This is a genomic window from Streptomyces sp. NPDC007991 (assembly GCF_042958445.1).
Classification (GTDB): Bacteria; Actinomycetota; Actinomycetes; order Streptomycetales; family Streptomycetaceae; genus Streptomyces.
The window spans coordinates 135063-158852 of the sequence record NZ_JBIBJD010000006.1; the positions used below are offsets into that span (position 1 = coordinate 135063).

17 protein-coding genes and 3 pseudogenes are annotated in these 23790 nt (G+C 69.6%); 9 read left to right on the plus strand and 11 right to left on the minus strand.

The features are described from left to right. Positions 1 to 640 precede the first annotated feature (640 nt). Positions 641 to 1129: a hypothetical protein gene (locus ACFZDA_RS18310; protein WP_391082087.1), complete on the plus strand. Its 489-nt coding sequence runs from the start codon at positions 641 to 643 to the stop codon at positions 1127 to 1129. On the opposite strand, the gene ACFZDA_RS18315 is transcribed toward ACFZDA_RS18310, so the two are convergent. Further along, positions 1095 to 1397: a hypothetical protein gene (locus tag ACFZDA_RS18315; RefSeq protein WP_391082090.1), complete on the minus strand. Its 303-nt coding sequence runs from the start codon at positions 1395 to 1397 to the stop codon at positions 1095 to 1097. The two genes, ACFZDA_RS18310 and ACFZDA_RS18315, sit on opposite strands and share 35 nt — an antisense overlap. 723 nt (positions 1398 to 2120) lie before the next feature. On the opposite strand from ACFZDA_RS18315, the gene ACFZDA_RS18320 reads away from it, so the two are divergent. From ACFZDA_RS18320 to ACFZDA_RS18330, 3 genes are all read left to right on the plus strand, one after another. Further along, entirely contained in the window at positions 2121 to 3353 is a 1233-nt protein-coding gene (locus ACFZDA_RS18320) for a transcriptional regulator (RefSeq protein WP_391082093.1), read from the plus strand. A gap of 106 nt (positions 3354 to 3459) precedes the next feature. Further along, entirely contained in the window at positions 3460 to 4977 is a 1518-nt protein-coding gene (adh, locus tag ACFZDA_RS18325) for an aldehyde dehydrogenase (protein WP_391082096.1), read from the plus strand. A 208-nt stretch (positions 4978 to 5185) separates the two neighbouring features. Next, positions 5186 to 5350: a hypothetical protein gene (locus ACFZDA_RS18330; protein WP_391083279.1), complete on the plus strand. Its 165-nt coding sequence runs from the start codon at positions 5186 to 5188 to the stop codon at positions 5348 to 5350. A 32-nt stretch (positions 5351 to 5382) separates the two neighbouring features. Here ACFZDA_RS18330 and ACFZDA_RS18335 read toward each other — a convergent pair. Then, positions 5383 to 5633 (minus strand): annotated as a pseudogene (locus ACFZDA_RS18335) (transposase); the annotation flags it as partial. Here ACFZDA_RS18335 and ACFZDA_RS18340 point away from each other — a divergent pair. The 4 genes from ACFZDA_RS18340 (at position 5520) to ACFZDA_RS18355 (ending at position 10856) form a co-directional block, all read left to right on the plus strand. Then, the gene (locus ACFZDA_RS18340) at positions 5520 to 5783 is read left to right on the plus strand and encodes a hypothetical protein (RefSeq protein WP_391083282.1); all 264 of its coding nucleotides are present in this window, start codon (positions 5520 to 5522) and stop codon (positions 5781 to 5783) included. The pseudogene ACFZDA_RS18335 and the gene ACFZDA_RS18340 overlap by 114 nt on opposite strands. A 157-nt stretch (positions 5784 to 5940) precedes the next feature. After that, the gene (locus tag ACFZDA_RS18345; protein ID WP_391082099.1) at positions 5941 to 8058 is read left to right on the plus strand and encodes a sacsin N-terminal ATP-binding-like domain-containing protein; all 2118 of its coding nucleotides are present in this window, start codon (positions 5941 to 5943) and stop codon (positions 8056 to 8058) included. A 309-nt stretch (positions 8059 to 8367) separates the two neighbouring features. Next, positions 8368 to 9975, plus strand: a complete 1608-nt coding sequence (locus tag ACFZDA_RS18350) for a hypothetical protein (RefSeq protein WP_391082102.1) — start codon at positions 8368 to 8370, stop codon at positions 9973 to 9975. Between the two features lie 80 nt (positions 9976 to 10055). Beyond that, the gene (locus tag ACFZDA_RS18355; RefSeq protein WP_391082104.1) at positions 10056 to 10856 is read left to right on the plus strand and encodes a hypothetical protein; all 801 of its coding nucleotides are present in this window, start codon (positions 10056 to 10058) and stop codon (positions 10854 to 10856) included. A gap of 477 nt (positions 10857 to 11333) precedes the next feature. Here the strand turns inward: ACFZDA_RS18355 and ACFZDA_RS18360 are convergent. The 9 genes and pseudogenes from ACFZDA_RS18360 to ACFZDA_RS18400 form a co-directional block, all read right to left on the minus strand. Beyond that, positions 11334 to 11489, minus strand: a pseudogene (locus ACFZDA_RS18360) (IS5/IS1182 family transposase); the annotation flags it as partial. Positions 11490 to 12245: 756 nt separating this feature from the next. After that, the gene (locus tag ACFZDA_RS18365) at positions 12246 to 15383 is read right to left on the minus strand and encodes an RICIN domain-containing protein (RefSeq protein ID WP_391082107.1); all 3138 of its coding nucleotides are present in this window, start codon (positions 15381 to 15383) and stop codon (positions 12246 to 12248) included. A 394-nt stretch (positions 15384 to 15777) separates the two neighbouring features. Beyond that, positions 15778 to 16056, minus strand: a pseudogene (locus tag ACFZDA_RS18370) (radical SAM protein); the annotation flags it as partial. A gap of 70 nt (positions 16057 to 16126) precedes the next feature. Beyond that, complete coding sequence (locus ACFZDA_RS18375; protein ID WP_391082110.1) at positions 16127 to 17278, minus strand: XdhC family protein; 1152 nt, start codon at positions 17276 to 17278, stop codon at positions 16127 to 16129. A 133-nt stretch (positions 17279 to 17411) separates the two neighbouring features. Then, positions 17412 to 19619: a molybdopterin cofactor-binding domain-containing protein gene (locus ACFZDA_RS18380; protein ID WP_391082113.1), complete on the minus strand. Its 2208-nt coding sequence runs from the start codon at positions 19617 to 19619 to the stop codon at positions 17412 to 17414. After that, positions 19616 to 20596, minus strand: a complete 981-nt coding sequence (locus tag ACFZDA_RS18385) for an FAD binding domain-containing protein (protein ID WP_391082116.1) — start codon at positions 20594 to 20596, stop codon at positions 19616 to 19618. The genes ACFZDA_RS18380 and ACFZDA_RS18385 overlap by 4 nt, the downstream gene beginning before the upstream one ends. 12 nt (positions 20597 to 20608) lie before the next feature. Further along, entirely contained in the window at positions 20609 to 21262 is a 654-nt protein-coding gene (locus ACFZDA_RS18390; RefSeq protein ID WP_391082119.1) for a 2Fe-2S iron-sulfur cluster-binding protein, read from the minus strand. A 311-nt stretch (positions 21263 to 21573) separates the two neighbouring features. Continuing rightward, positions 21574 to 21783 (minus strand): hypothetical protein, encoded by a 210-nt coding sequence (locus ACFZDA_RS18395; protein WP_391082122.1) that lies wholly within the window; start codon positions 21781 to 21783, stop codon positions 21574 to 21576. Between the two features lie 59 nt (positions 21784 to 21842). After that, the gene (locus ACFZDA_RS18400) at positions 21843 to 22991 is read right to left on the minus strand and encodes an ABC transporter substrate-binding protein (RefSeq protein ID WP_391082125.1); all 1149 of its coding nucleotides are present in this window, start codon (positions 22989 to 22991) and stop codon (positions 21843 to 21845) included. Between the two features lie 89 nt (positions 22992 to 23080). Here ACFZDA_RS18400 and ACFZDA_RS18405 point away from each other — a divergent pair, with 89 nt between their 5' ends. After that, the gene (locus ACFZDA_RS18405) at positions 23081 to 23587 is read left to right on the plus strand and encodes a MarR family transcriptional regulator (protein WP_391082128.1); all 507 of its coding nucleotides are present in this window, start codon (positions 23081 to 23083) and stop codon (positions 23585 to 23587) included. The last annotated feature ends 203 nt before the right edge of the window (positions 23588 to 23790 follow it).

A 23790-nucleotide genomic window follows, 5' to 3' on the forward strand; every position in this document is an offset into this window, starting at 1 on the left:
TGCGCGAGGACTCGGTCCCCGCCCCGTCGGCGGTGGACACGCGCGCACCTCATCAGTTCCCCCGTCAGCACCCGTGCGGTTCGGCCGCACGGGTCAAGCAGCGCGCTTGTGACTCCTGATGCTCAAGTGCTCAACCCACCTTGCTGCTCTCGGAGTTGGCCGAGCAAGGCGCGTTCTGGCCAGCACAGTGGGAGGTTCTGTGAAGGCAAAAAACCGCGATCCGCACATCCCGCCCGCGCGCCCTCGTGGACTGGTCCACACCTCCTGCACAGCGGCAGTGATCGCCGGGTGGAGGGCATGCCTGGAAGACCCCGCATTTCCGGCATGGGCACCTCATTCGCCCGGGGCGCTCCCCGGGTCCTCCCCCAGTCGCACATCCCTCGATGGCCGGTTTCAGCGGGACGGCATGGACGCGCACGGAGTTGATCGATGCCTTACGGGATCCATCTCCGTGTGCCCCCTTTCGACCGGGACATGCCCGACCCAAACGCCAGAGCGCGCCACCCCTTCCAGGCGGTAGAAATATCTACGAGCATGGCCGGTGCCGGACCGGCACGCGGAGCAGTGAGGCCCCGCGGGTCACCGGCCCGTGTCCAGCGTGCGCCCTTCGGGGCGTCGGCCGACTGCGCCTGGGGTGGCCATGCAGAGCGTGATGTGGAAGCAAGCCGTCGAGTGGCTCGCCGCGGCCGCCAGGGACCCCCAGGAGTGCAAGCGGGAGTGGGACTACGGCACGGGGACGGTGCTCGTGGAGGCCGGGCGTTACTGGGACGTGCTCAGCGTCCCCGACCGGCTCGGCCTGCTCGCCCTGGACTGTCTGTGGCGCGACCCCTTGAAGGTGCCCGGCCCCACCCTCGTGGACTGCACGGCACGCAGGGTGGGCTTCTTCCTGCCGCCCGACCCCGTCAGCGAGTGGGTCGGTTCCGGTGTCCGGCACGTCGGCCGGGGCTCCTGGGTGGCCGTGCCGCCGCCGTACCGGCCCGCCGGGCGCCTGGAATGGCTCGTCCCGCCGGACGGCACGGGCAGCCTGCACGCCCCCGGCACGCTGGAGTCGGCCCTGCGGGAGGCCACCGAGACCCTCGCCGTGCTGGCACCGGTCAGCGCGGAGCACGCGGTGGCCGACTGCTGGTGAGGCGAGGGCCGTCGGCGCCGGCCGTCCCCGGGTGCCGGCCGGCGGTCCAAGTGGTGAGGGCGGCCCAGGTCTCGCTATCGGACGGCGCCGCGAAGGAGACCCACTGGCCGTCACGGTGCTCCGGGACCGCGTGGCCCCTGGCCTGCCATTCGGCGACGAGCGCCGCGTAGATGGGCGGATGCCCCGCGTATCCGCTGGTGAGTTCGGCGAACGACCGGGGAGCGGCGTCGTTCCCGGCCGGGCGCCGCGCCGTCTCAGTACTGTCCATGCCCGGTCAACGCGACCCGGCGCACGGGTGGCACGCGGGCGGAGCCCCGTCCGTCGGGTCGAGTGAACCCGTCACCCGTACGGCGGCACGCGAGCACCGGACAAACATCCAGTGAGGCGGTCGCCCGTTCAGGGGCGGGGTGTTCCGGGGCGGGGCAGGGCGGGGTCATTTCCGCCCCCGGCGGGGTGATTTCCGGGCCGGGCCACGATCACTCCCGCCGTACCGGAACCGGAGCGCGACCGTTCGCCGGCCGGCGGAGCGGTTTCCGAGCCCGAGGCACGATCGCCACGGCCTGCGCCCGCCGTTCCAGCACCGGGGCGCTACCGTCCTGGTCCGCGGTGCGCCCCTTCCATGCCGGGGCGGAACCGTGCCTGAGCCGCGGCACCATCGCCCCCGAGCCGAGGCCTGTCGCCCCCTGCCGAGGCGCGGCCGTTCCCGAGCCGAGGCCCGTCGCCCCCCTGCCCGGGCGGGGCCGTCCCCCAGCCCGAGGCACGATCGCCCCGGCCGGCGCCCTCCGTTCCAGTACCCGGGCACGATCGCCCCCTGGCGGGGGCACGACGGTTCCCTCCGAACGAGGGCCTCCAGCCCTGCCCCCTCGCATTCCGGCACTCTCCTCGACCCCGGCCCTCCGCATCCGGAACACTGACCTGAGACCGATGGCCGGGCCGGCACCGCGCCCGGAAGCGGTCCTCCCGGTACGACGTACGACGGCAGGGAGAGGCCATGTCACAGCGCCCTGACCTCCGGCAGCGCAGGGCCGTGCTGGAGCACGAGTGGTCCCGGTGGGTGCCGCGGCTGAGCGTCGCGGGTGCGCGGCCGGGCGGCAGCGCGGCGTTGCGCCACGAGGTGACCGAGTCCTGGGCGCGTTCGCTGAGCAGCGTGGACCCCGGGCGGGACAGCGCCCCGGTCACCGACGGCGGCCCCGTCCACCAGCGCTGGACGTCCTCACCGCTGTACCGGCCGGTCTCGGGCCTCGCCGGGGAACTGAACAGCATCGCCGAGGACGCCGGCTTCGTCACGGCGGTCACCGACGAGTCCGGCACCATCCTGTGGACCTGCGGCGGCCCGACCATGCGCCGCCGGGCCGAGCGCGTCAACTTCGCGCCGGGCGGCCGCTGGGACGAGCAGGCCATGGGCACCAACGCCCTGTCCCTCGCCCTGCGCACCGGCCGCCCCAGTTCCGTCTTCTCCGCCGAGCACCTGGTGTCGGCCCTGCACGGCTGGGTCTGCTACTGCGCCCCGGTCCACGGCCCGGACGGGCGCGTCCTCGGCGTACTGGACCTGTCGACCACCTGGGACCGTTCGCACCCCCTGGCCATGTCCACCGTACGCACGCTGGTGTCCACCATCGAGGCCCGCCTCGCCACGGAACAGGCTCGTCCGGGTCAGCTGCGGCTCACCTGCCTCGGCGCGGAACGAGCCGTACCGGCCGTTCGGGAGGGACGGCCACTCCCCCTGCGCCCCCGCCAGGTGGAAATCCTCACCCTGCTCGCGCTCGAACCCGACGGCTTCTCCCCGGAGCGGCTGCGCGCCGCCCTGTACGGTGACCGGCCGGTCACCGTGTCCACCTTCAAGGCCGAGATCTCCCACCTGCGCCGCGCCCTCGGCGGCGGCATCTCCCCCCGCCGCTACGCCCTGACGATCCCGGTCTCCTGCGACGCCGCCGACGTCCTGCGCGCCCTGGAGCAGGGCGACACCGACACCGCCCTGCGCCTCTACGGGGGCCTGCTGCTTCCCCGCTCCGAGGCCCCCGGCATCGAGGAGTGGCGCACCCGCCTCGAAGTGGCCGTACGCGAGGCCGTACTGGCGAGCACGCGCCCTGAACACGCCCTGCGCTACGGCGAACGGGCCCCGTACGACGCGGAGATCCACGAACACGCGCTGCGCCTGCTCGGCCCGGACGACACCCGCCGCGCGATCGCGCGGGGCCGCCTGACCACGGCCCGGCGCGACTGACGGCACGTCACGGCGCCAACCTCGCGCCAACCTCCCGGGAGCACAGTGAGGTGGTCACGACGGCGTGAACCGTCACCCGCCCGTCATCTCACCGAGGAGAGCCGCCATGGTGTACGCGCAGCCCGGAACCGACGGCAGCATCGTCACCTTCGCCCGCCGCTACGACAACTTCATCGACGGCGACTGGGCCGCCCCCGTCGAGGGCCGCTACTTCGAGAACCCGACCCCCGTGACGGGAAAGGTCTTCTGCGAGGTCGCCCGCTCCTCAGCGGCCGACGTCGACCTGGCCCTGGACGCCGCGCACCGGGCGGCCGACCAGTGGGGCCGCACGTCCGCCGCGGAACGCGCCCGCGTGCTCAACAGGATCGCGGACCGCATCGAGGAGAACCTGGAGAAGATCGCGGTCGCCGAGACCTGGGAGAACGGCAAGCCGGTCCGCGAGACGCTGGCCGCCGACATCCCGCTGGCCGTGGATCACTTCCGGTACTTCGCCGGTGTCGTCCGCGCGCAGGAGGGCAGCATCGCGGAGATCGACGCCGACACCGTCGCGTACCACTTCCACGAACCGCTGGGCGTGGTCGGCCAGATCATCCCGTGGAACTTCCCGATCCTCATGGCCACGTGGAAGCTGGCCCCCGCGCTGGCCGCCGGCAACTGCGTGGTCATCAAGCCGGCCGAGCAGACCCCGGTCAGTCTCCTCTACGTCATGGAGCTGATCGCCGACCTGCTCCCGCCGGGCGTGGTCAACGTGGTCAACGGCTTCGGCGTGGAGGCGGGCAAGCCCCTGGCCTCCAGCCCGCGGGTGGCGAAGGTGGCGTTCACCGGCGAGACCACCACCGGCCGCCTGATCATGCAGTACGCGAGCGAGAACATCATCCCCGTCACGCTGGAACTGGGCGGCAAGAGCCCGAACATCTTCCTGCCCGACGTCATGGCCGCCGACGACGACTTCCTGGACAAGGCGGTCGAGGGCTTCGTGATGTTCGCCCTCAACCAGGGCGAGGTGTGCACCTGCCCGTCCCGCGCCCTGATCCCGTCGTCGATCTACGACGACTTCATGGCCCGCTGCGTCGAGCGCACGCGGGCCATTCGCGGCGGCGACCCGCTGGACCCGGACACCATGCTCGGCGCGCAGGCGAGCAACGACCAGTACGAGAAGATCCTCTCCTACCTGGACATCGGCAGGAAGGAAGGCGCCGAACTGGTCACGGGCGGCAGCCCCCGTACGGTCCCCGGCCTGGAAGGCGGCTACTACATCGAGCCGACGATCTTCCGCGGCACCAACGACATGCGGATCTTCCAGGAGGAGATCTTCGGACCGGTGGTCTCGGTGACGACGTACGACTCCGTCGACGAGGCCCTGAAAATAGCCAACGACACGCTGTACGGCCTCGGCGCGGGCGTCTGGACCCGCGACGGCAACACGGCCTACCGCCTGGGCCGCGAGATCAAGGCGGGCCGGGTGTGGACCAACTGCTACCACGCGTACCCGGCGCACGCGGCCTTCGGCGGCTACAAGAAGTCCGGCATCGGACGCGAGACGCACAAGATGATGCTCGACCACTACCAGCAGACGAAGAACCTGCTGGTGTCGTACTCGCCGAAGAAACTCGGCTTCTTCTAAGGACACGAAAAAAGGCGCCTGACCCGGGCTTTTGCCCGCCAGGCGCCTTCTCCTCGGCCGACCCAGAGCAAGGACCGACTTACGTCATAACTCCCAGTTCCTCCCACCGCTGTCCCGCTCCTGACCAGTACTTCCGGACCAGTCACGGACCTCCCCAGTGCCACAGTGGGCGCAGCACACCCAGCACCCCTTTTTCGAGGAGCCGACCGTGCCTCAGAGCACCACCTTCCGCACCAGCGCCAAGCAGGACGCCCTCGCCGACCACATGGTGGAGTTCCTCAGCCGGGTCTCCCGCGCACTCCGGAACTTGGCCGACTCGGCTGACCACGCGGCGAAGATGGTGCGGAAAGCGGACGCAGCACGGCGAAGCTGAACCAGCACACCCAGGTAGGCCAGCAGACGTGCTCTCCGTGGCTGGCTATGTCCCGGCCGAAGGTGTGGCAGGCGGCCTTCAGCTGCCCGGGGCAACGGCACCCCGACCAGAGCCCGACGCAGCCGAGCGACATCGATCCGGCCCTGGTTCAGCCCGGAGTAGAGGGCACGTGTCCACGCCGGTGCTCGGGGGCGAGGGCCAGGTCCACGAGCGTGCGGACCGGACCGTCCGTGCACAGCAACGCGTCGCACAGCTCGAACAGGGCATCGCCGCGCGAAAGCAGGCAGGAGTACACCTCGGTCCGGAATGCCGTCACCGCTACGAACGCGTCCTGTTGAACCCCGTGCTCAACCCGTTCCACGATCTGGCCTCCACGCGCCGCGCCGACGTCTCCTCGCAGGATCAGGCCCCCGGCCTCACGGACACGCCGTGAACAGGGAAACCCTGAACAAATTCGAGCCCGTGCAACGGCGGACCAAAACGTCAAGCTCAACTCCGAGCAGCGCTCCACACGGTGGTCCTCGCGCCCCCCGATGTCAGTGCGGCGGGATACCGTGCTGGAGGGGGCCCGGTCGGAGCAAGTCCTGCGCATGGCACGGCAGGTGAACGCGGTGTCGTACACGAGCGCGCGGGAGTACGCCGGCCGCTCGCTCTTCGAGTTGCTGCAGAACGGCTACGACGCGCATCCGAGGGACCGCCGCGACGGACGGGTCCACGTCCTGCTGGACGAGGCGGAGGGCGAGTGGGGGACGTTGTACGTCGCCAACGGGGGGACGCCCTTCACCTGGCGGGACGTCGAGCGGGTCTGCGAGCTCGCGCAGAGCTCGAAGGAGGTCGGTGAGGGCATCGGGAACAAGGGCGTCGGGTTCCGCAGCATCCTGTTGATCAGCGACGCGCCCGAGATCTACAGCGCAGACCCCGACAGCCCGCTCGGCCGGGAATTGGACGGGTACTGCTTCCGCTTCGCGCAGAAGGTCGACGTGGAGGAGTTCCTCGCCGGTGAGGACAACGCCCACGAGGTGGCCGCCAAGTATCCGCCGCTCCAGGCGCCCCTGCCGCTGGACGATGTGCCCGCGACCTGTCGGCAGCTCGCCGCCCAGGGGTACGTAACCATCGTCCGGCTGCCCTTGCTGAGCGAGGCCGCCCGGGCCGAGGTCCGGCTGCGGATGCGCGAGCTCGCGGGGGCGAAGGTACCCGTGATGCTGTTCCTCGACCGGCTCGCTGGCCTGACGCTGGAACGGCGGGTCGCCGGTGGCGAGGCGGGCGAGTTGGACGACCGCCAAGAGGCGCAGGAGCGGCACGAACTGACCCGCTTCGAGGAGTGCTTCGCGGTGGCGCGGGACGGTGCCGGGCACGGGTTCCCCGTCTCCTGCGCGACCGTGGACTTGGGGCCGTCCGGCACCTTTCTCGTAGCCCGGGGCACCGTGGAGAAGGAACGGCTGAACCGCACCCTCGCCGAGGCCGTGGGTTCCGGGCTCCTCGACGACACGTGGCAGGAGTGGAAGCAGTCCGCCGTCGTCGAGGTCGCGCTCCCGCTGCCCGCCCCGCGCCGACCGCGACGCGGGCAGATCTACACCTTCCTGCCGATGGGCGAGGACCAGGCCGCGCCGTTCCCGGGACACCTGAACGCCCCGTTCGTCACCAAGTTCGACCGCACCGGGCTTCCCTCCGACAACCCCCTCAACGCGCTGCTGCTCGACGCGGTCGCCGAGACCTGTCTGGCGGCCGCCGCAGTATTGCGTACTGTGCCCGAGCCGTCCATGCGGCAGCTGGCCGTGGACCTGGTGAGCTGGGAGAGCGAGAAGGGCTCGGCGGGGCGCCTCCGGGCGGCGGCCCTGCGCGTGCACGGGAGCGAACTCGCCGACGTGCCGCTCGTGCCCGTCCTCGCCGCGGACGGCGCCCTGCCGGATGCGGGCTGGGCCCCGCCCCGGGGCGCGGTCCTGTGGCCGGACCTCGACCTGACCGTCCCCACGGCACACCGCGCGCACGAGGCCGGGATCGTGGTGGCTGATCCCGAGATCGGTGGCGACCGGCTGAAACGGCTGGCCACCCTGTGCAAGGCCCTCGCATGCCCGTGGGAGCCGGGCCCGGAGATCCTCGCCGAGTATGTGGAACGGATCGTCAGTGGCCTTCCCCTCCCCCGGTTCGGTGAGCCCCCCGACGAGCAGTGGAGCGCGCTGTACGAGGACCTGGCCGCCCTCTTCGAGGACGACGGGCACGTCCTGCACGGCAGGCAGTTGCTGCTCACGGAGGACTGCACACTGCGGCACACCAACCGTCCCCTCGGCAGGGCGGGTACGGGCACAAGTACACGTACACAGGGCAAGCCGAGCGGTCAGGGTGTCCGCCGCGAGGCGTTCTTCCAGCCGGTGCGCACGGAGGCGAACCAGACCGAGCCCCGTCCATCCCCGCCCTGCTCGGCAAGCGGTTGTTCTCCCTGCACCCGGGGCTGGTCTGGAAAGACCGTGGCGAGCGTACGCGCGGGCGGGCTGCCCGCGCCTTCCTCGAGGAGGAGGGGCTCGTCCGGCCGTACGACACGCGGGGCCTGCTGGACCACGTGCGGCAGGCGCTCAGCGCGAGCACCGATCTCCGACTGCGGATCCAGACCCTGCGGTTCGTCTTCCGGCTGTGGCAGCCGCGGCGTTCGCTGGGCGGGACGGAGATCTCCTCGCTCGGACTGTACGTACCGTCGGCGGACGGCCGGCTGATCAGGGCGAGCGGCGCCGTTTTCGGCCGGGGCTGGGGCCGCGCGTCCGTCGGTGAGGACCTGGCGGCGGTGGTCGTCGCCGGGCAGGACGTGTCGAAGAGCCTCAAGGCGATCGCTGGACGCCTCCTTGCCGCGCCCGAGGAGTTTGCCAAGCGGGGGGAGACCGAGGAGTGGCGGGCGTTCCTGCTGGAGGCCGGGGTGGCCGACGGGCTGGTCCCGGTCAGGTCCTCCGACGCCTTGAGCTGGGTAGAGCAAGGCCGGGAGCTCAGCGCTCGGCATCTGGTCCGCATGGCGAAGGGTGTCGGCCGAGGTGCAGGAGCAGTGGGCGCCGTACGTCCACTGGCCCGGTGTCTACTACCCCCGGACGCCGTACCGGGGAACACCCGCCTGGCGGCTCCCCGGCCAGGACGTCGTCGGACGCCTCGGGCAGGAGGCCCGGCTGGCGTACGCACGGCTTGTCCTGCATGGCCTGGCCGGCTGGGAGGATGCGAGGTTCGCCAGCGTCTGGACCAGTGCCGGCAGCCAGAGTTCCCCGGACAGGGAACGGGTCCCGACCCCGCTCGGCGCCTTCGTCCGGGAGCAGCCGTGGCTCCCGGTGCGGGGCCGCGACCGGGCCGAACGGTTCGTCCGGCCAGCCGACGCCTGGCACTGCCCGCCCGGGCTGGAGGAGGAGCCCTCGTACGCGCCAACCGTCGACCATCGGCTGCGCCACCTCCTGGAACGCGGGAAGGCAGGAGACCGCCTGCGGGAAATGCGGCTGCCAACCTGGGACGACCCCCGGGACAGCGACCGCCTCATCGCAGCGCTGGGACGGCTCGCGGCGGAGGGCGCGCTGGGGGCCGAGGACCGGCCCGCCGCACAGCGCGCCGATGAACGCGCCTGGAAGCACCTCGTACGGCGGCCCCGTCCCGCACTGCCCAAGGGCGCCAGTCTGCTCGCCGAGTCCGGGGACCGACTGATCAGCGTACCGCTGTCCGCCCTGGACAGCGGGGAGAGCGATGGCGATGGCGATGCCGGGACCGCGCTCTACGTCAGCGGTGAACGCGACAGCCTGACGGCCCTGCTGGTACGGGAGATGGCGCGCCCCCTGCTCACCCTGCCCGGTGTATCGGCGAAGGCCGCCGAGCTGTTGGCGGCCGAACACCCCACCACCGTCCGGCACACCGACGACCTGATGTTCACGGTGACCGTGGACGGCACACGGGTTGACCCCGCGGCCATGGGAGAACCACTGGTCCAGCAACTGCCCTGGCTCACGCTGGCCGTGGGCGTCCTCTCCGACCACCTGGGGCGCGGCCCCCGGGCGAGCGAGGCCGAGCTGAGCGAGCTGACGTCCCTGGTCCGGAGTGTACGTCTGCACCGATACCACTCCTGGGACATCGAGCTCGACGGCCGGCCCGTGACGTTGCCGGGGCGCCTCGGCGGAGTGCTGCCGCTGCCCGATCCGAAGCATCCGCTCGTCCTCGCCCCGGCAGGCGAGCCAGGCTGGCCCGAGACCACCCGCATCGTGATGGCGGTCGCCGAGCTGCTGGGACGTCGGGAGTTCGGCGACCGGCTGCGCCTCGCCGCCCACCAGCTCGCTACCCGCCACGCCGACCTGCGCGACCCGGGCCAGGAAGAGCTCGCTGACGCCCTGGAAGTCACGGTCCACCAGGTCGAGGAAACGAGCCGCCGGATCGACGGGGCCGTCGGCCTGGTCCTGGAGCGCTGCCGCCCTTCCTCGTCCACCTGCTCGGCACGGAGGCGGCGAACTCGCTGTTCCTGCCGCCGCCGGGCGACACCCGGGAGTTCCAGACTCACCTCGAGGAGTACGCCGCCGAGCTCCCGATCCCCGTATCCGAGTTCATCGCCAGGGCCCGCGCGGCCCGCGATACGGACGAACTGCGGCGCGACCTGGGCATCGGATTCGCCGAGCTGAACGACACCCTGCGCGCGACGAGCCCACCCCTGGACCCGGTCAACCACGCCAACGAGCATGAGGAGGCGCTCCGCATCTATGTGGACCTGCACAGGAAGGAGCTCGTCAACCGGCTGCGCTGGGCGGTGCTGGAGGACTTCGACGCACGCCGTCCGATGCCCGACTGGCCCTCGGTCCGGGCCCTGGACTGGATCACCGCGCCGGAGGCATGGGAGTACACCGTGGACACGGCCGACACGGGGAGCCTGGAGGCGCACGTGGAGGAGCAGCTGGCGCTGCGCCTGGGCCGTCCGCTGCCGTCGCCCCGGTCGGGCGAACGCCTGCCCGCCCCCGACCAGGTACGCGGCGCGAACCTCCGTACGATCACCGACCTGGCCGCCGACCTCGCGGTCCTGGTCAGGGCGGCCGGACACCCGTTGCCGGCGGCCCTGACCGCAGCCGAGCCCGCCGAGGAGGTCACCGCGCGGCTTGAGGCCGTGGGCGCGCTCGACTTCCGGCCCCTGTCCCCCACCGACGTCGTCGGCTGGCTGGCGGCCCTCGGCCAGTGGCCCGACGGGATGGCGGTGGCGACGGATCCCGAACGGCACGGGCTGTCCGGGGCCGACCTGGTCCGGGTGCGCAACGCAGCGGAACACGAGCGCCGCGAACGGGAGCGCAAACGGCGGTCGATCTCCGTCGTCGGCCGCGACTTCGACGTGCACTCAGGCGACTTCACCGCCCTCACCCGCGAACTCGACCGGGTCCTGCAGAGCGGCTCGGCGCCGGGCGTCACCGCCGCCGGGCCGCTCCGCTTCACGGACCCCCGCCCCAGACCGGGCGCACCCAGGCCACCGGTCGCACCCGCGGGTGGCGGTACGGGGGCGGCACGGACAGCGGGCTGACCAGGCCCAGCGGGAGGCCATCGGGTACGTGGGCGAGTGGTACGCGTACCAGTGGCTGTGCGCTCGCTACCCGGACCGCATGGACGAAACCTGCTGGGTGTCGGGCAACCGCCGCAAAGCCTTCCCCGGCCCGTCCGGCGACGACGGCCTCGGAGGCGCCAGCGGTCGTGGTCACACACGCCCTCACCCCTCACAAGATGGCCATCCAGATGCTCCCCAACCCCTACGGAAAGCGCGGCCGGGGCCGCTACCGCGAGGAGGGCGGGGCACTGCGCTTCTCGTACCTGTTGTGACCTTGACGTTCAACTCCAGCGCGAGATGAGTCGGGGTTGAACGTCAAGGTCAACGAGCTCGTGCACGGTTGGCAGTGAGACGTGGGGCTTGGATGATTGATCACGGTCGGGTGGTGGGGAACCCGACTCCTGCGTTGATCATCAGCAATCGGCGGATCACGAGCCGCTCCTCTATGTCTCTGAGCGCGACCAGCACGTAGACGATCGCCGCGAACAGCGTCTCATCAGGCGTGTCCTGTGTCCCAGCGCCCTGCGGACGCACCCGCGACGGAGGGATCAGTGGCTTCGCTATCTCCCATAGCCCGTCCGGAACAATCCAACTCCACGTACCCCTCCCCATGAACGAACCAACGACCGACTCACCACGTAGGACAGGAGGGGCAGGACGAGAGGGTGCGGGGCCAAGGCGCGTGGAATCGCCCCTGGGCCTGACGCCGCCTCGTGGTTCCGTGCCGCAATCACGCGGTAGTGGTCGCCTCCCTGGTTACGTTACTCCGCTATTCACCTCGGATATCCTTCGATGATGAAGGAATGCGCTTAAAAACAGATGACCATGGAGCCCTCCGGCGTAAGTGATCACGCATTTCTGCGGCCTGGGAAAATTTGTCTACATTCCTGGGCGAAGCCACCCGCCGCGGGTTTGCGCACATACATCACCCGCGCCCTTCGAAGCCATCAGTGTGACTAGCCATCAAGTGGCTCATGGGGGACCTGGGCGAAGCAGGCACCGACGTCGAGAGCGGAATTACGGTCACGCATCCGACTTTTCCAAACGGGCGGCTGCTGCCGGTGATCCCGCCCTTGAACGAGACTCCGATGTTCTCGAGGCGAACACCCCGTGACTGGCATGTTTGCGTCATGCCAGGTGTTCACCGGCAAGGATGCTTGACAGGTGTAGGTAATCGGCACAGTTCCCGCAGATGGTCGCCATCGGTTCCAGGCTCACGCCAGCCATCCGGGCGACCTCGCCCGTGTCCGTCGCTCCGCCGTGCGGATACTCCGGCACCTCATGGATGGCCGGCGCACGACTCTTGCGGCACAAGCCACCCACGAAAACACTGTCCAGTCTCAGGAGGCCTTTCGCCTCTCTCACGAATCAGTCGACGTTTACGACTTTCCACAGCTGGCTGTCGACGTTCGTGTCTGTCGTCTGGACGAGCCGAGTGCCAGCCGAGGACACGTCGAGCCGCTTGCTGCTGTTCACGTTCTTGATCTTGTAGTAGCCGTTTCCGGCGGCGATCAGTATCCAGCGCTGGTTTGCGACGTTGTCGTCGGATGACTGGACGATGGACGCGCCGTCCCTGGTGGCGGCACCGCTGACGTCCATGAGCAGGGCACTGTTCCGGCTGACGATCTCGTAGCTGCCGTCACCCACCGGGACGAAGCGCCAGTTCTGGTTCAGGGCTCCGGTGTCGGTCCACTGGATGACGTTGGCTCCGGCGGACATCGATCCGCCTGAGACATCGGCCGCCTTGGAACTGCTCTTGTTGAGAATCCTGTAGTTGGCGTTCGTCGCGGGGAACGCGACGGAGGCGAACGCGTCCAGTGCGCAGACGGTGCTGGAAGAGGCGGCGTTCTTCGTGCCGGTGCACACCACCCTGATCGTGTGGGGGCCAGCCGCGAGATCGGTCTTCTCGAACAGCGGCACCTGCTTCCTCACCGTCGAGGCATAGGCGTCGATGCCCGCCTGGGCGAGGGTGCCGTCGAGGTAGACGTCCACCTTGCCCATGTTCGGCTGCGTCATGCTCAGGTACCGGACGCCCGAGCCGGTGAACGAGAACTCGGCGTAGTCGCCCGCGGTGCTCGTCAACTTCTCGGACCCGTTCATGTCCTTCGTGTCGTTCCAGTTCGACCAGGTGCCGGCATAGGTCACGCCGGGCGCCTTGTCGTCGACGTGGTTCCAGCGCTGCCGCACGAGCGCCTTCGACGCGACGGACGCGTTCCCCTGGGCATCCACGACGTAGAGGCGGTAGTCACCCGCCGCCTGCGGGACGCCGATGGTCGTCGAGGTGCCGCTCGCGCTGGTCTTGGTGGGGCCGGCGGCGAACGTCGTCGTGCCGGCGGGAGCCAGCCAGAGGCTCTTGGTCCCGTCTCCGGGACTTCGCACCGGAACGGTGGTCACACCTTTGCCCGTGAACGTGCTGGCGGGCAGCGCGTAGTCCTGAAGCGCCACGTTCCCGGACGGGATGATGTCCTTGTAGAGGTCCTCCAGACCCGCGTTCACCGCGATGCTGTACGCCTGCGACGGCCACACGCGGTCCGCGTGCACGTGCACGTTCTCGATGGTGCTGTTCGGGACGCTCTTGCTGAAGATCGTGTTGACGGGGCCGTATGTGTTGGTGATCTTCAGGTCGTGCTGCTTGCCCCAGGTGCCGGAGTTGATGGCGTACTTGACGTCCGGGTCCACGTCGAGGACGTTGTCGTGTTCGTTGATGTTGGCCGAACCTTCATCGGGGTGGATTCCGTACTTGTGCCCGGCCGGCACACCCTGCATGTAGTTGTTGCTGATCTCGGTGCCCGGCTGGTTGCCCAACGTATAGATGGGAGCGGAGTCGCTGAGCGTCTGCATGGTGTCGATGAGCTCGTTGTACCTGAGGGTGTTGTTACGCGCCGTGGTGGTCGGGGTCCCCTGATTGATAGAGCCCGGCGAACCGTCGAAGTTCCACCATCCCCAGCCGAGCGTGATGCCCGCCCATGGGGACTTCTCGATGCGGTTGTGCTGCAGGGACAGGGTGTCGGTGAAGTAGGCCGACACGGGGCTGGACCCCTCGAACAGGACCGCGCTGTCGTGGAGGTAGTTGTTCGTGACGGTGATGTTCTTGCAGATGCCCTCGACGTTCACCGGGTACTTCTCGTTGTTGTGCGACTCATGGTCCCCGATGTACACGTGCTGGGGGTGCCCCACGGTGAGGGCGGACCCGGCTATGTCATTGGTGTAGTTGCCGGTCAACTCCGAGTTCGTCACGTCGTTGGCCAGAGTGATCCCGTCGGCACCGGTGTGCTGCACCGTGTTGCGCCGCAGAATGATCCCGTCGGCGTTCTCGATCTGGATCACCGCCGGCGGCAGGTCGACGTTGCGGTAGGTGTAGACGTGGAAGTTCCCCCTCGTGTACACGTTCGCGCTGGCGTTGCCCTGCTGGCCCTGCCGGAAGACGGAGTCCCCCACTTTGACCAGGTTCCAGTCGGAGTGCTCGACCGTGAGACCGGAGAATGTGATGTTCCGCGCGTGATCGGTCGTGGACGTGCCGGCGATCTTGAGGAAGGTGGACACATTGTTCGGAGCGAAGACCTTCGCCGTGGTCATGTCCTCGGAGCTGGACTTGTAGTAGTAAAGCGCGTGGTTGGTCTTGTCGAAGTAGAACTCACCCGGCTGGTTCAGGAACTCGAACGCGTTCATGAACGTGTGGCTGCCGGTGGGGCTGAAGTTGCCGTTCGGCGGTCCCTGGGCGATCGCCGCGCCCGGCTGCTGGAACATGGCCACGCGATGGGCGCCGTCCGAGCTCGTGGTGATCTGTTCGACGCCCACGATCGTCCTGGTCCAGGTCGTCGACGACTTGATCTCCACGTCGTCCTGGTTGGACGCGACGGCAGGCAGGTCGGAGAGGCTGTACTTGGATCCGTCGCACTCATCAACCGCCTCCCAGGCCCAGGACGGCAAGGGGGGATCGAGCTTGTAGCTCGCGTAGCATCCGGCCGAGTTGATCGTCTTCGCGGCCATCTGGGCGCGCTTGCCGTTGACGTAGAGAGCGCGGAGCTTGTTGTCGCGGTTGAGGGTAGCCTTCCAGATGTTCCCGCTGTGCTGTGTCCAGCCGGTCACCTGAACGCCTCCCTCCAGAACCGGCTTCTCGCCCGGGTAGGCGGCGTACACGACACGGTGCCCGTTCGTGCCGGAGTCGGCCTTGGTGAAGTCGATGGTGCCGCTCATCGGATAGGTGCCGCCCCGGAGATGGACGTTGATGTCTCCGGTCATGTTGCTGTTGACCGTGCGCACGACGTCCCGTGCGTGCTGCAGGGTCTTGAACGGCCCTGTGATCGTGCCGGTGTTGGAGTCGTCACCGTCAGGGGCGATGTAGTACGTCGCCTGAGTGGCGGCCGAGGCCGGGATCGGCGTCATCAGGGAGGTCAGCAGGACGGCGGAGACCGCCGTCGCGAGCGCTGCGGGCAGGAGACGGAGGACAGAGGCAGCCGGGTGTCTGCCCCTCCTGGTGGTACTGGTGGTCGGACACGCGTGCATGGGGCGGCTCCGCGGGGGTGTTGTGTGTGGTTGATGCGGTCCAGGGGTGTCGTCGGCGCGGGGTAGCGCGGATACTCGGCGCGTCGGCGCTGAGGTTTTGAAGGGCGGGCGGCCGTCGCCGCTCGCGGTGGGCACGTCAGCCCTGGTCAGGTCCTGCGTACGCAGCTCGTCCCAGAGGTCGTCGGGGACACGCTGAGCGTGCAGTTCGACGTTGCGCCGGACCTGTCCCCCGGTGCGCATGCCCAGGGTGACGTCCTCCCGGCAGGTCTCCCGACGCATCCGGCCCAACCGTCTCCCGGGCCCACTCACCCTGCATGCCCACAAGACTGGCCTCGGACCAGCCAGTCCGGGGCCAAAACGCAGAACGTTTTCAGCAGTCTTCCAGAGGACTCCGTGAGGTCGATTCGACCTCCGGCGAAGGCGATCGCGCGGCATTCGGCCCAGCGCCCCGCCGGACGAGTTCCCGCAGGCCGGCGCCGCGCGCCTCCTCGATCCCGAGGGAGGTGACCGCGATGTCGATCAGGCGGACGATCTCGTCGTCGTTGAGCAGGTCGGGCTTGGCCAGCCACTGCAGGCCCTCCTCGGGCATGCAGTACGTGCAGCGCAGGTTGCAGCGGTCGGTCAGCGAGACCCTCAGGTCGGTGGCCACCCGGCCGTAGGTGTCGATGAGCACGTGGGGCCTCTCCTCAACGCGTACCGGCTTCTCGTGGCTCGTCAGCGAGCGCGCGACAACTCGGCGCGGGTCATGCGGCCAGGACCGAAGCCGGTGACATCTGGGCCGCCGGATCGGAACCGTGGATGGGACCGGGGACGCGGGACAACGGCAGGCCGGTGCCGTTGTTGATATGGGCGATGATCTCGGCGGTGATGGAGATCGCCGTCTCTTCGGGGGTGTGGGCGCCGAGGTCGAGCCCGATCGGTGAGTGCAGGAGCGCGAGTTGCTCCTTTGGCACGCCGGCCTCACGCAGACGTTCCAGGCGGTGTTCGTGGGTGCGCCGCGAGCCCATCGCCCCGATGTAGCCGACCGGGAGGCCCAGGGCCAGACGCAACAGGGGGATGTCGAACTTGGCGTCGTGGGTGAGGACACACATCACGGTGCGGGCGTCGACCTCGGCGTGCTCCAGGTAGCGGTGGGGCCAGTCGACGACGACTTCGTCGGCGTGCGGGAAGCGCTCCGGGGTGGCGAACACTGGGCGGGCGTCGCAGACGGTGACCCGGTAGCCGAGGAAGCGTCCCGCCTGGCTGAGGGCGGCGGCGAAGTCGACGGCGCCGAAGATCAGCATGCGGGGCGGTGCCGCGTGGGTGTGGACCAGGAGCGTCAGCTTCTCCGGGCAGGTGTCGGCGTCCCCGCCGACCTGGACGCGGGCGGTCCGGCCCGCCCGCAGCAGCGCGCGGACCTGGATGGCCGCCGCCCGGTCCGCCTGCTGGCTGCCCAGTGTCCCGTCGTAGGCGCTGCCGTCCCCGAAGACGGACAGGGTGCGGCCGAGGAGGCGCTGTGGGCCGTCGATCACCTGGGCCACGGAGAAGGGTACGCCGGCCGACGCCTGTTGCAGGGTGGTGGTGAGGTGGGGCTGGTCGGCGGGGTCGATCCGCTGGACCAGGACCTCCAGTTCGCCGCCGCAGGTCAGGCCGACGGCGAACGCGTCGTCGTCGGAGTAGCCGAACGAGGCCCGTATCGGGGGTTCGCCCGACTCCAGCACCTGCTGGCACAGTTCGTAGACGGCGCCTTCGACGCATCCGCCGGAGATGCTGCCGACCGCTTCGCCGTCCGTGCCGACGGCGAGTGCGGTGCCCGGTGGCAGGGGAGCGCTGCCGCTGACCCGGATCACGGTGGCCAGGGCGAAGGGGCGGTCCTCGCCGCACCAGCGGTACAGCGTGTCGGCGATGTTCAGCATGAGAGGTGTCTTTCGGTGGGTGGTTGGGGAAGCCCGCCGCCGCGCCGACATGGGGATCGGAGACACGGCGGCGGGCCGACCGGATCGGCTGCGGGCTCCCCCCGGTGGGGAGGGAGGCCCGGCCGCCCGGCGTTCAGAGCAGGGCTTCGGCGGTGATGGGCAGTTCGCGAACGCGGCGTCCGGTGGCGTGGAAGACCGCGTTGGCGATGGCGGGTGCCACGCCGATCTGGACGAGTTCCCCGAGGCTCTTCACGCCGATGGGGTCGGCCTTGTAGTCCTCCCCGTCGAGGTAGATCGCCTTGAGGTCGGGGATGTCGGCGTGGACGGGCACAAGGTAGTCGGCGAGATTGGCGTTGACGATCCGGCCGTCGCGGTGGTCGGTGACCGTGTGCTCAAGGAGGGCCGCGCCAATACCTCCCACCATGCCGCCGATGGCCTGGCTCTCGGCGAGCTTGGGGCTGATGATGCGCCCCGCGTCGTAAACGCCGAGCATCCGCCGCACCCGGACCAGGCCGAGCCGGGCGTCGACCGCGACCTCGGCGAACATCGCGGCGTAGCCGTACATCGAGAACCGGTTGTTCTCCTCCGGGGTGTAGGACCCGCGCGACTCCAGGTGGGTGCGGTTGTTGCGGGCCAGGAGCTGCCGGTAGGTCTCCCCGCGCGCGGCGTTGCCCTTGACGTGCAGCCGGCCGCCGCGGACCACGACGTCGTCGGCGTCGACGCCGTGCAGCGGCGAGCGCTCGTCCTCGACCGCGAGGGTGATGGCCTGCTGTCGCAGCTTGTCGCAGGTGTCCTGGACGGCGGAACCCACGCTGGCCGTGGTCTGGGAGGCGCCCTGTGGCGGGGCCGGCGGCATGGTGGAGTCGCCGAGCCGGAACTCGACGTTGCGTACGGGCAGGCCCAGGGCGTCGGCGGCGATCTGGGTCATGGAGGTGTACGTTCCCGTACCCACGTCATGGGTCGCGGACTGGACCACCACGGTGCCGTCGGCGTCGAGCCGGGCGTGGGCGTTGGCCCTTCCCAGGAAGACGTCGTAGCAGCCGGTGGCCACGCCGGTGCCGATGAGCCAGTCGCCGTCACGGGTGGAGCGGGGCTTCGGGTCGCGCCGGTGCCAGCCGAACTCGCGGGCGCCGACTCGGAAGCACTCGCGCAACCGCCGGGTGGAGAAGGGCTGCTGCGTCGACGGGTCCTCGCCGGGTTCGTTGCGCAGCCGCAGCTCGATCGGGTCGATGTGCAGTTTGTAGGCGAGTTCGTCCATCGCGGTCTCGATGGCGAAGGCGGCGCTGCCGTAGCCGGGGCCGCGCATCCACATCGGGGTGCTGACATCGAGCGGCACGATCCGGACGTTCTGGCTGACGTTGGGGACGGCGTAGAGCATCTGCCCGAGCGCCTGGTTGGCCTCCCAGAACTTCTCGTAGCGGGAGGTCTCGTACGTCATCTCGTGGGTCATCGCGGTCAGCCGTCCGCGCCGGGTGCTGCCCAGGCGCAGCTTGTACTCGTAGGCGGGCCGGTAGCCCACTGTGAAGTACATCTGCCTGCGGGTCAGCGCGAGTTTCACCGGGCGTCCCACCTCGCGTGCGGCGAGCGCCGCGATGACGACGTGCGGCCAGGTGCGCAGGGCGTTGCCGAACGCGCCGCCGACGAACGGCGAGAGGACGCGCACGTTCGCCGGCGAAATACCGAACGCGGCCGCCGCCTCGTTCTGCGCGCCGATCACCCACTGGGTCTTGTCCCACAGGGTGAGCTTGTCGCCGTCCCAGCGGGCGATGGTGGCGTGCGTCTCCATCGGGTTGTGGTGGTTGCGGGAGAGCCGGAAGGTCATCTCCATCCGGACGTCCGCGGAACCCAGCGCTTCCTGGGCGTCGCCCCGTGCGTAGGGCTGAGCGAAAGGCGGGGGCCCGGCTTCGGCCGGGCTGCGGGTCAGGTCGGTCGCGGGTTCCTCGGCGTCGTAGGAGACGTCGATCAGGTCGGCGGCGTGTTGCGCGGCCTCCAGTGTGGTGGCCACCGCCACGGCGATCGGCTGGCCGAAGAACTGGACGGCATCGTCCTGGAAGGCGCGCAGCCGCCGGCCCGGGAAGGGGAAGCTGACCGGGTTGTCGCGGTATGCCAGCCTGGGCGCGTTGAGGTGGGTGATCACCTTCAGGACGCCGGGCTGGGCTTCCGCGTCACGGGTGTCGATACCGGCGATACGACCGCGCGCGATGGTGCTGCTGAGGATGACGGCGTGGACGACGCCGTCGATGTCGTGGTCGGCGGCGTACTTGGCCTGACCGGTCACCTTCAGCCGCCCGTCCACTCGGGACAGCGGCGCTCCGACGGCTGCCTGCGGCTGCGGGCTCACTTGCCACCTCCTACGACGCGCAGTTGGCGCTCGACGGTCCGTTTGAGCAACTCGACTTTGAAGCGGTTGTGCTGGAGGGGCCGGGCCCCGTCGGCGGCGTGTTCGGCGGCCTGGGCCCACAGGGCGTTCGACGGCCGCTTGCCGATGAGCTGACGCTCGACGGCGGGCAGTTTCCAGGGGACGGTGCCCACGCCTCCGGCGGCGACCCTGGCCTCGCGGATCACCCCGCCGCGGATGTGCAGGGCGACGGCCGCCGAGGTGAGCGCGAACTCGTACGACTGCCGGTCACGCACCTTCAGGTACCCCGACCTGAGCGGGCGCGGATGGGCCGGGATCTCGACAGCGGTGATCAACTCGCCCTTGCGCAGGGCCTGTTCGCGGTTCGGGGTGCTGCCCGGCCGGAGCAAGAAGTCGGCGAAGGGCACGGTGCGCTCGCCGTCCGGCCCCAGCAGATGCACACTCGCCTCCAGCGCCGTGAACGCCACGGCGACGTCGGAGGGGTGCGTGGCCACGCAGTCGTCGGAGGTGCCGAGGATCGCGTGGGTGCGGTTGACGCCGTGCAGGGCCGCGCAACCCGAGTTCGGCTCACGCTTGTTGCAGGCGGCCGACACATCACGGAAGTACGTGCAGCGGGTGCGCTGCATGATGTTGCCGCCGATGGTCGCCATGTTGCGCAGCTGCGCCGACGCGCTCAGCTCCAGAGCCTGCGAGATGACCGGGTACAGGGCGCGCACGCCACGGTGGGCGGCGGCCTCGGACATCCGTACCAGGGCGCCGATGCGCAGGCCCCCGCGCCGGGTGACCACGATCTCGCGCAGCGGCAGGGAGCTGATGTCGACCAGCGTGCGAGGTTGTTCGACGGTCTCACGCATCAGGTCGACCAGTGTGGTGCCGCCGGCGATGTAACGGCCGCCGTCACGACCCGCGTCAAGGGCTTGTCGTGTGTCGGAGACCTTGGTGTAGGAGAAGGGATGCATGGGGACCGTGCCTCATTTCCCGCGGGCGGTCTGCTCGACGGCCCGCACGATCTTCACGTAGCAGCCGCAGCGGCAGATGTTGCCGCTCATGAACTCCCGGATCTCCTCCGGTGAGCCCGTGTGGCCTTCGTCGATGCAGCCGACGCCGGACATGATCTGGCCGGAGGTGCAGTAGCCGCACTGGAAGGCGTCCTGGTCGATGAACGCCTGCTGCAACGGGTGCAGCCGCTCCCCCTTCGACAGGCCCTCGATGGTGGTGACCTCGGCACCGTCCAGCCGGACCGCCAGTGTCAGGCAGGAGTTGACACGGCGGCCGTCGACCAGGACGGTGCAGGCGCCGCAGGCACCGGCGTTGCAGCCCTTCTTCGAGCCGGTCAGGCCAAGGTGCTCGCGCAGCAGGTCCAGCAGCGAGGTCCGGTTGTCTACCGTGACGGTGTACTGCTTGCCGTTGACGGTCAGCGAGACGCGGCTGTCGGGCGCCGCCTCGGCGGCGCCCGCGGGCTCGGCGCCGAACACGGACGGCCCGCCTATCAGGCCGCCCGCCACGACCACACCGCCGACGACGGTGGTGGTCGCGATGAACGTGCGCCGGGACGGTGCGGACGCAGATCCCTCGGGAGATCCCTCAGGAGAAGAAGCAGGTGACTCGGGGGGTTCGATGGACATGCCCACTCTCTTTGGTCGACGGAAGACGGTTGGCGGTACCGGCCACCGTCATGTGCACGAATCGGCGTGAGGACGAGACATCACGGCCTCTTTCAGGAGGACGTGACAATGCACATGCGGGTGGTGGCGTGCGTGGCAGGGGGCTGGGCAGCGGATTCAGTGCCGGATTCAGGCCGTGTGCAGCCGTCCGGGAAGCGGGCGGGCGGCGCGTCCCGCGCGAAGAATGTCTTGGCGCGCCAACACGTCGGCGCTCTTCAGGACATCGCCCGGTGCGGTGCCGTCGCCGCACAGGGCCTCTCCGAAGTTCATCTTCAGGAGGCGGCCCAGTTGTTGAGCGTGCCGACCGACGGTTCGGCGAGCCGGAGCAGGCCACCCGCAAAGGTGATGACCTCCCTCAGGGCGCGACCGGCCATGGCCGCCCGGAAACCGAGACCGGTGGTCTCTCTCCAGGGCGTTGAGTGGTCCAGGGAGCGCTTGGTGTGTAAGGAGAGCGAGTACCAGCACAGGGGAGAGGTGATCACTGGCTCGGTCGCGGCGAGGGTGGCTTTGAAGGGCGAGCAGCGGTATGGGGGCGATGCCCTTACCGGCCAGGGTGAAGACCGAGCCACCCCGGCGTCGGAGCGCCCTGCACCTCACCGAAGTACAGCGCGAACGTCTGCTTCAGCCGCTCGACCTTTGCGCGGTCCTCCATGAACTGCGGAAAGCCGTCAAGGTGGGCGTTCGGGTACTTCCAGATGGGCTTCGGTCCGCCCTCGGGGGTGACGTCCGTGCGTACCGACCAGCCGTTGAACGACCTCTGCTGCACCTCGGTGCTCAGCAGCCAGTTCAGGTAGAGCTGGGCAGCGGCGGGACGGGCGGCCTGCTTGAGGATCGCGGCGCGCTGGCCCCAGGCCATGAAGGGGTGCCCGTCGGCGATCACGGTGCGGCGCGCCGCGTCCGACGCCGCGAGGAGATTGGCCGACGTACCGACTCCGATGGTCTTCTGCTTGCCGGTGACCGCCTCGGACGGGGTATAGGAACCGCGGGCGAACCGCGGCTGCTGGGCGGCGAACTTCTCGATCCACTCCCAGCCGTATGTCTGCTGGTACAGGGCGAAGAGGTAGAGCACCGCGTCGTCGTCGTGCGGATAGGAAGAGGCGATGGCGCCCTTCCAGCGCTGGTCCACCAGGTCCAGCGGCGTACGCGGCGCATGCGTGCCGGCCGCGGCGGGGTCGTACAGGAAACTGAAGGCGACGACCTGCACGGCCGTCCACGCGCCATGCGGGTCCCGGAACTGCGGGTGCAGCCGGGAGAACCCGGCGGGCTTGTAGTGCAGCAGCCGCCCCTGGCGCTTCCAGCGGGTGAAGTCGTGCAACGTCTGCAGTTGTACGACGTCAGGAACGAGGGTGCCGGTCGCGAACTGGTTGTCGACGCGTACATCGTGGAACTTGCTGTAGTCCATGACGATCGTCAGGTCGATCTCCGGGAAACGGCTGCGGAAGCCGGCCCTGATACCGCCGGCCTGACTGTCGATGTCACCGCCGGCGTAGACGACGAGCTTTCCTCCCTCGGTGATCGCGGACCGGTACAACTCGTCGAGGGAGCGGGTCTCCTCGCGGCCGGCCCCGGGTGTGGTCGCGCCGGGGGTCTGGGCAAGAGCCGGTGCGGCAAGCGTCGATGCGGCGGCGGCACCGAGAGCCGCGCCAGCCCCCGCGGTGAGGATCCGGCGCCTGCTGAGGTTGTTGGACATGAACATCCCTCCGAGTTTGAATTTTCAAACCGAGCACCACGGTACGAGACTTGGATTGAAACTTCAATCGTGCTGGCTAAGCTGTTCCCATGTCCCCGACGCCACGCTGGCTGAACGCCCAGGAGCGGCGAGCTTGGCTCGCCTATCAAGACTTCTCGACGCATCTGAGCGACTACCTCAACCGCCAGCTCAGGCGCGATTCCGGCCTGACGCGCTACGACTACGTGCTGCTCGTCCACCTGTCGGAGGCGCCTGAGCGCGCCCTGGCCATGTCGGAGCTGGCACGGCTGCTGAAGATCACCCGTAGTCGGCTGACTCACGCCGTCACACGCCTCCAGGACGCCGGCTACGTGCGGCGCCGGGAGGACCCCGAAAATCCGCGCAGCCAGCTGGCCGTCCTCACCGACGACGGCACGCGGCTCATGGAACAGGCCGCTCCAAGGCACGTCGAGGCTGTACGTCGTACGGTCTTCGACGTCCTGACCCCGGAACAGGTCCGGCAGTTCGCCGAGATCGGCGAGTCGATCAACGCCGCCCTCCAGCGCGTGGACGACACCGGTGCCGATCCGGACGCGCTGCCATGGCGGCGCAGATGAACAGGCGTTGCGGCCTGAGGCGCTGAGTTGCCGCGCACTGCGGGTGCACGCACGTTCATCTTCCTCGGCCGGCATGGGTGCGTCCCCAGCAGCCAGTCGCAGCGCACCTGCTCGTGGAGGCCGCAGCCCTGAAGCGGCCGGCACGTACACAGCGACCATGCTGCCGCCGAGCAGGAGATGGCCCGGCCGTGGGGGCCCAGCCC

Bases quoted from the DNA above. Each gene is read 5' to 3' on its own strand.
- ACFZDA_RS18385 (WP_391082116.1), bottom strand. From the start codon at position 20,596: ATGCATCCCTTCTCCTACACCAAGGTCTCCGACACACGACAAGCCCTT.
- ACFZDA_RS18315 (WP_391082090.1), bottom strand. From the start codon at position 1,397: ATGGACAGTACTGAGACGGCGCGGCGCCCGGCCGGGAACGACGCCGCT.
- ACFZDA_RS18320 (WP_391082093.1), top strand. From the start codon at position 2,121: ATGTCACAGCGCCCTGACCTCCGGCAGCGCAGGGCCGTGCTGGAGCAC.
- ACFZDA_RS18405 (WP_391082128.1), top strand. From the start codon at position 23,081: ATGTCCCCGACGCCACGCTGGCTGAACGCCCAGGAGCGGCGAGCTTGG.
- ACFZDA_RS18400 (WP_391082125.1), bottom strand. From the start codon at position 22,991: ATGTCCAACAACCTCAGCAGGCGCCGGATCCTCACCGCGGGGGCTGGC.
- adh (WP_391082096.1), top strand. From the start codon at position 3,460: ATGGTGTACGCGCAGCCCGGAACCGACGGCAGCATCGTCACCTTCGCC.
- ACFZDA_RS18390 (WP_391082119.1), bottom strand. From the start codon at position 21,262: ATGTCCATCGAACCCCCCGAGTCACCTGCTTCTTCTCCTGAGGGATCT.
- ACFZDA_RS18375 (WP_391082110.1), bottom strand. From the start codon at position 17,278: ATGCTGAACATCGCCGACACGCTGTACCGCTGGTGCGGCGAGGACCGC.
- ACFZDA_RS18310 (WP_391082087.1), top strand. From the start codon at position 641: ATGCAGAGCGTGATGTGGAAGCAAGCCGTCGAGTGGCTCGCCGCGGCC.
- ACFZDA_RS18345 (WP_391082099.1), top strand. From the start codon at position 5,941: ATGGCACGGCAGGTGAACGCGGTGTCGTACACGAGCGCGCGGGAGTAC.
- ACFZDA_RS18365 (WP_391082107.1), bottom strand. From the start codon at position 15,383: ATGCACGCGTGTCCGACCACCAGTACCACCAGGAGGGGCAGACACCCG.